Consider the following 6,809-nt stretch of genomic DNA (forward strand, 5'->3'; position numbering starts at 1 on the left):
TCGTGTTGTGAAAGTCGAAGAAAAATCTATAAAGGGGGTTTGAAATGTCTACATCTAAAAAAGAAGATCCTCGTACAATTCGTTCAAGAGAAATGTTCAAAAATGCCGTCTTTTCCCTTCTTTCAGAGGACTCCACTATGTCCAATTTAACGGTTCAGAAAATCGCAGCTAAAGCAGGATTAAATCGAACAACATTCTACTTACATTATCAAGATATTGAAGATTTACTCGCGCAAATCACTGATGAGATTTTACAGGGGCTTTCTGATAAGATGGTCGATTTAATACACGCAAAAGATTTACCAGAAAAACAAAAGCTAACACAAGTACTCGATTATTTATATATCCATCGAAATTATTTACTTACTTTATTTAAAATGAATCAATTTGAGGAGCAATTATTTTTATTATTAAAGCAATTAGTTGAAACAAGAAGAAAGAATACCAAGAAGGACTTACCTGCGGATTATGTTGCGGTTGAAATTAAAACAGCCTCAGTGGTAGGCATTATCATGTGGTGGATAAAAAAGGGGCTTCATTTTAGTTCAGATTATATTGCCAATCAAATTCATTTAATGTACAGAGGACAATGATTCAGTTGATGAGACCCGAACTCGCACTCACAATAGCAGGTTTAACATTCCTTGAAAATGATTTAATCTCATTAAAGGGATTAAAAAACCTTTAGAATAGTGGTGCCTGTAATCATTGCCGTACCACAAAATCACTTAAATACCGATATCAATATCGATGGAAACATCGATATGAACATCTATGTAGACGTCGATATTGATATAAACATCAATGTAGTTTGATAAAAGTAATTTTATAACCGGAGGGGAAGGCAATTAGATTACTATTAAAAAAGTCGAATCCCTTATGGTGAACCGCCCCCCAACTGTTAGACACAACTATCAATTGGTGGGCAGTTCACTTGGAATCCGACTTTTCAAGTTAAAATTTTTGCTTATCGTTGTTTTTTCCGATTGGCTGGCCGTACCTAAATTTGAATGTATCACCAGCTGTTTTTGCTTGTTTTTGAACTAAATCAGCGCCGGTTTGAATAATAGACGTTCCAAATTTCATCTTCAACTGTCCCATAACCTGAAGAAGCGGCTCCTTCTTTTCAACTTCTTTCGCGTCGGCTTCAAAATCAAACAAATCAAGCTGCTTGACTGCTTCCCTTTCTTCTAGAACGTTTTGAGCTGAAATCCCCAATAATCTAACGCTATCACCACTCCAATGTTTATGGAACAATTGCATAGAGCATTGGAATAATTCCCTATATTCCACTACAGGATTGATTAAGGTCTTACTCCTTGTAATAGTTTTAAAGTCAGAATAACGAATGGTGATTTGAACTGTATAAGTAACTACTTTTTTAGCCTTCATTCTTCGGCTCACCGATTCAGCCAAACTTTTAAAGGTTTCTAAAAGAACACGTTCTTCAGCTGTATTAACTTGGAGAGTCGTTGAATTTCCAACCGTAGTAATCGAGAGAGCCTTTTCCTTATCGACTGGACGATTGTCGATCCCATTTGCCCAATTTTTAAGCATTACTCCATTTTTTCCGAGAAGGCTCCGAACTATCCTCTCGTCTATTTTCGCTAAATCTTCAATGGTTTTTACACCAATACCACTAAGTTTTTCAGCCGTTTTTTCCCCGCAGCCATGAAGTTCACTAACGGGCTTTGACCAAAGCATATGTGGTACATCACGACGCCTGATAATCGTCAAACCATTGGGCTTCTTCCAATCGCTAGCGTGTTTTGCCAAAACCTTATTCGGGCCGATCCCCCAACTCGTGGGTATTCCAAACATTTCAAGGATATCCATTTGGCCCTTTTTCGCAATTTCTATAGGATTCATTCCTTGTTTGGCTAGTTCAGTTAAATCTAGATAGGATTCATCAATACTGGCTATCTCAATTTCTTCTGTTATGGTAGAAAGAAAATCAAAGATTTTAGCAGAAGTTTCTCTGTATAAATCAAAGCTAGGAGCTTTTACGACCAAATCCTTACAAAGCTTCTTTGCCTGTGACAATAACTGAGTCGTATATATCCCATACTCTCTTGCTTTATAGCTAGCTGCTATAATGATTCCATTTCTCTTTAGGTTTCCTGCAACGACAACAGGTTTACCTGCAAGACTGGAGTCATTCGCGATCTCAACCGCCGCAAAATAAGAGTTACAATCCACGTGTGCTATTACCCGGCCATTTCGCGGATGAAATTGTTGAGTCAAAATACCACCTCCACAGAACTGAACCTCAAATAGAGCTCCACCAAAAAGGATGAATGAAGCACGACTTTGTATACCTTTATCATACCCCTCCCTGCCAAAAACGGAAACAATTCGAAGGATGAGGGGCTACTAGGAGAGTGAAAATGCCCTTTGAACAATTTTGATAAGTGTATTCTCTATGCTTTAGATCCTTAAAAATCAATAAATCGCTACCTTCTTAGTAGGGTATACCTTATTGAGAAAAAATAGACTGAATGATAAAAATCGATCAGTCCATAAATAATTATCTTACTACAGAAAGGCACCCTTTAACTTACTAAAATATAATATGTAATTTTCAACTTAATTAATATTTTGTTTAAAATGAAGTTACAAAATAATTAATAAATGAGTTGTAATTGAGGAAGAAAATTGCCATTCAAAAAAACGCGGAAAACATATGCTAAGTTTTTTCAGAAACTAGACTGAATTTGCTTAACATTTTTTCCGCATTTTGTTAGTTAGACTGCCGGTTATTATATAGCACTAAATATCATTAACCTCATTTTAACTAAGGAGAACTAGGTGGCATAGTAGGCGGTGTTGTAGGGGGAGTATTGGGCGGTGTTGCAGGCGGTGTAGGTGGCGGCGGCGCAGTAGGTGGTGTTGTAGGGGGTACAGGTGTCTGACAATTGCAATCATTATTGGAAAAAGACATTAAATATTGGTAGTAGGCCATGGCAGCAGCGTGTTGAGCTTTTTTGCCCTGATGATGTTTACGGGGCATTTAAATCATCCTCTCTTTGATTTGAAATTAGTTTTTGTGTTAACACTCTACGAACAGTGAACGGTTCCTTACTCTATTACATTGTTCAAATGTCAATCTATACGGTGTTTCCGATAGTTGGTTGATTAATCATACGGTTGCTTCTATCATGGAGAACTTGTCCAGCTCCTGATAAAGCTTGTCCTAGTTCATTAAAGCACTAGTAGGAGCTAATTGATAGAGACCTATTTTTGTACTGTACGACATTTTTCCCCCTGCTATAGAGGTACCCATGTAGTACCATCCCAGTAGGACCATCTCTGTGTAGAATTATCCCACCAGTACCAGGTCTGTGTAGTATCATCGAAGAAGTAATAGCTTCCTGTCCAGACTCCCGTACTATCTACTTCGAAATAGGTGTTGCCAGTCTGAATCCATTGGTTTGTCTGGCGTATATCATTAAGATAATAGTACCAATTTCCACTATCTTCATCTTGCACCCAGCCATTGCGCGGAGTAGGAGTGATTCCCACGACATTAAACATCGTCCAATTACAAGTTCCACCATTCTGCCAAAAAGGACTAACATTAGGGTTATTAGGGTCAAAATCAGGGTTAGGTCTATAGCGAGTAAGGTGAACATGAGGTCCTGTTGTCAATGATGAATTGTCTACACCCCCAAGTAGAGTTCCTGCTTGAACTATGGAACCCACTCCTAAGTTATTACTAGGGAGAACATGAACGTAGTCAGTGAAGAACCCATCACTACCTCTGACTACTATCTCATTAGCACCACACTCAGGGGGGATCATTTCGCTCGCTCTCCTTATTTCATCGAGATTATTACGATTAAAACTCAATCTTACTGTATTTGTACTACGATCAATCAATCTTACTATATTTGGATCATTGGGATCTGTCTCACTAAAACAAATGGCATCTCGTCTGACAAATACTACTGTGCCATCCTCTACGGCAAAAACGGGCTCTCCAAATTGCATATCATTAAAGCCTAAATCTTTGGCACCTGATGCAAATCCATGACAACCTAGCGGACCCATTTGAACTTGTTGTAACGTATTAAAGGGAGTACGTTGATATTGATAAGGCAACCATTATTCAACTCCTCTTTTATATTAAGTTAGGATACGCTACAATCTATGAAAAAAAATGAAACGTGCTTGTCCTTTTATCCCATAAAATAAGCACATTATGCGTATTTTTTAGCATGAAACATCTTAGACAGTTGCATTGGTCAAAAAATCTAGAATATAGAGAGAAGCTTTTTCAGCCGCCGGCCAAAAACATGTAACTCTTCATAAAGAGAAAGAGCCAGAATTTTCGGATTCTGGCTCTTTCCTCATACTTTTTTAAGATTTTAAGCTGAAGAATATCATGTAGGAATTCATCCTCTTTCGCATCACTTCATAAGTATAGAGGAGCAGATTAATGAAATATAAACGTCGATATCGACATCGATGTATACATAAACATAAATATAAATAACAAAAACCTCTTATCCTTTACTCTACGCATGGAACTGCATAAAAAGGGAAAAAGATGAAATCAAAGAGCGACTTCATCTTTTGTTCCGTAAGTCGTTGTTGGGATTGACTAAAGCGCTTACATTTTTTAGACCAGCGTAAATGTTCGTTCCGTCCATTTTGTATCCTTATAGGCTTTGGCAATCCCGTATTGTTGGATGTTTGCTTTTGGTACTTCCTTTGTCCGAACGGATACAACAGTCGGAGAGGCTAAAGGAAAGGGGTGCAAGGACACACGGTTCGAATCCAGCCATTCTGCCATAATTTTGCGTCCATTCGCGAACGGAAAGAGTTCTGGAAATCCATTTTTAAACCAAGGGAATTCTTCTGCTTTTGGAGTACCAGGTTCTTGCAGGCACAAATATAAAGAGAGGTTATCGCAAAATTGAATCAGCAAAAAGTGAAGATGTAAAAGTTCTTTTGAACACGATTCAAAAAGGTTCAATTGTTCCATCAAACGGTTTTGCCTAGCTTTCTCCTGTTTGACGAATTCAATGGCAGCGAGATCCTTAGACTCGACAAAAAAGGAATGAAAGTGCATACTGCAAAGCAATCCGGCATACGGGGACTGCCTTTCCAATTGATCAATTCCTTTGGTATAAAACGTCATCCGAAGATTTATCGGAAAATCTATGAAGGAATAAGGAGACTTGGCCCTGTCATTCCAAAAAGGCGTTTCATCTAAATCAATCCATGCACAGTCATGTTGGGCGATAGCCAAGGTCACATCATCCCATCGATTGTCTTCCTTTAGATTACCCATCCCCCAATTTTTAGAAATATCTCCTGAAAGCAAGCTATGATGATATTGTGGAATCATAACCCAATCATATTTCCTCTCATAAATCACCAAATGATCACCCCATTTTCCCTTCTACTAATGGTTCATTTTATCTGCCCAAGATGATGGTATATAGTTAGAATACAACGAAATACAGTGAAATATAACCAGGTACAATTCGTTACATTAGAAACAAGTAAAACCCTTAGTCTGTATAAAGAAATAGACTAAGGGTTTAAACTGTAATTATTGCATAAATAGATTTTGTACTATTACTAACGGACTTTTTCTAGCTTGTATACATTGTGCTTCGTCAATTATAGGAAGCATAAAAGGATTAGTGACCTCAAGAGCGACAGGCCACATCGTATTCCTTATATTATTATTATGACTCGCAGGAGACCCATCGAAAGGTTTATTCGATGCATTAATATAAGGGGCTGTAGGTGAAGGATCATTCGTTGTAAATTGCCCGGCTTCCAATCTAGTGAATAAAACATGTCCAATTTCATGTGCGAGTGTATTAAACTGCCTCGTTGGATCATTCGTTACAGTTTTTATTGACCGATCAGCTATTATAACTCGTCCATGTACATTACCATTTGCAAACTCAATACTATTCCCCTGTATGCCCCCAGTACCAATACTCCCATTAGAAAAAGCATTTCCTTTGAAATAAACAACAAATATTGTATGGTTTGGATTTGTAATATCTTGTTTATGAAACTCTATTATTTGATTAATAATACCTGTATTCGCTTGTAACTCTAAAGGATTTATAGATTCAGCAAATCGTGGGGTCCCATCAGGATTTCCTAGTAGTCCAGGAGCAATAACTTTTGTTATGTTAAACCTAATGCAACTTCTTCCGTTAATTGTCCATATGTTATTAGCAATCTCAACATCTCTTTGGAATCTACTAGTAGCTTGTTCAATAGTTTCACCATTATAAAAGATACCCACTACATTAACTGTATAAGAAACATTAGATTGATTGAATAAGAATAGTGATGCAGTTTGAATAGATCCTTGATTACCTGGCTGTTTATGCTTGTCCTTTTTAGGCTTATCAAGTTTATACACGTTCTTTTTATCCTCATTGAGTTTATACTCTTCCTTTTTAGGCTTATTAAGTTTATGCTCGTCCTTTTTAAGCTTATCGAGTTTATGCTCGTCCTTTTTAAGCTTATCGAGTTTATCTTTCATAATTTATCCCCTTCTTTTGTAAGAAACTATAATAAATTATGAGAATAAACGCTTGTCCGCTTGTTTGTTTGTCCAACAATAGGAACGATTTAAATAATATTCTTGAACACAGTCATATTAGGGGTAGAATCAGGAAAATGCCCATATAAAAAGCCCAATTTCTCTTTAGAGTGTACCCTATAGAGTAGACATCAAAAAAAGTCTACCTATAGGGTACTTTTTGTATAATTAAGAAACACAACTAGAGATAACATGGAGACGGGGAAAATAATGAGTAAAAAGAGTTTCA

Annotated in this window: 5 protein-coding genes; 1 reads left to right on the forward strand and 4 read right to left on the reverse strand. The window is 37.2% G+C overall.

Annotated features, from left to right (window positions below; genetic code table 11):
• The first annotated feature begins 44 nt into the window (after positions 1-44).
• Positions 45-593 (forward strand): TetR/AcrR family transcriptional regulator, encoded by a 549-nt coding sequence (locus ACE199_RS21570; RefSeq protein ID WP_375351579.1) that lies wholly within the window; start codon positions 45-47, stop codon positions 591-593.
• Positions 594-954: 361 nt separating this feature from the next.
• Here ACE199_RS21570 and ACE199_RS21575 read toward each other — a convergent pair whose 3' ends face one another.
• The 4 genes from ACE199_RS21575 to ACE199_RS21590 all read right to left on the reverse strand — a co-directional run bounded on the left by ACE199_RS21575 (position 955) and on the right by ACE199_RS21590 (position 6,520).
• A complete protein-coding gene (locus ACE199_RS21575; protein WP_375351580.1) occupies positions 955-2,244 on the reverse strand; it encodes a DNA polymerase IV in 1,290 nt (429 codons plus the stop codon).
• Between the two features lie 1,023 nt (positions 2,245-3,267).
• Positions 3,268-4,101, reverse strand: coding sequence for a M23 family metallopeptidase (locus ACE199_RS21580; protein ID WP_375351582.1), 834 nt, complete (start codon positions 4,099-4,101; stop codon positions 3,268-3,270).
• 520 nt (positions 4,102-4,621) lie between these two features.
• Positions 4,622-5,383: a DUF3891 family protein gene (locus ACE199_RS21585; RefSeq protein ID WP_375351586.1), complete on the reverse strand. Its 762-nt coding sequence runs from the start codon at positions 5,381-5,383 to the stop codon at positions 4,622-4,624.
• A 177-nt stretch (positions 5,384-5,560) separates the two neighbouring features.
• Entirely contained in the window at positions 5,561-6,520 is a 960-nt protein-coding gene (locus ACE199_RS21590; protein WP_375351583.1) for a hypothetical protein, read from the reverse strand.
• Between the last annotated feature and the right edge of the window lie 289 nt (positions 6,521-6,809).

Origin of the sequence: Peribacillus sp. Hz7 (assembly GCF_042136355.1) — a bacterium.
Classification (GTDB): Bacteria; Bacillota; Bacilli; order Bacillales; family DSM-1321; genus Peribacillus; species Peribacillus asahii_A.

Excerpts from the sequence above, each read along its gene's own strand:
- ACE199_RS21570 (WP_375351579.1), top strand. The coding sequence starts at position 45 with ATGTCTACATCTAAAAAAGAAGATCCTCGTACAATTCGTTCAAGAGAA.
- ACE199_RS21590 (WP_375351583.1), bottom strand. The coding sequence starts at position 6,520 with ATGAAAGATAAACTCGATAAGCTTAAAAAGGACGAGCATAAACTCGAT.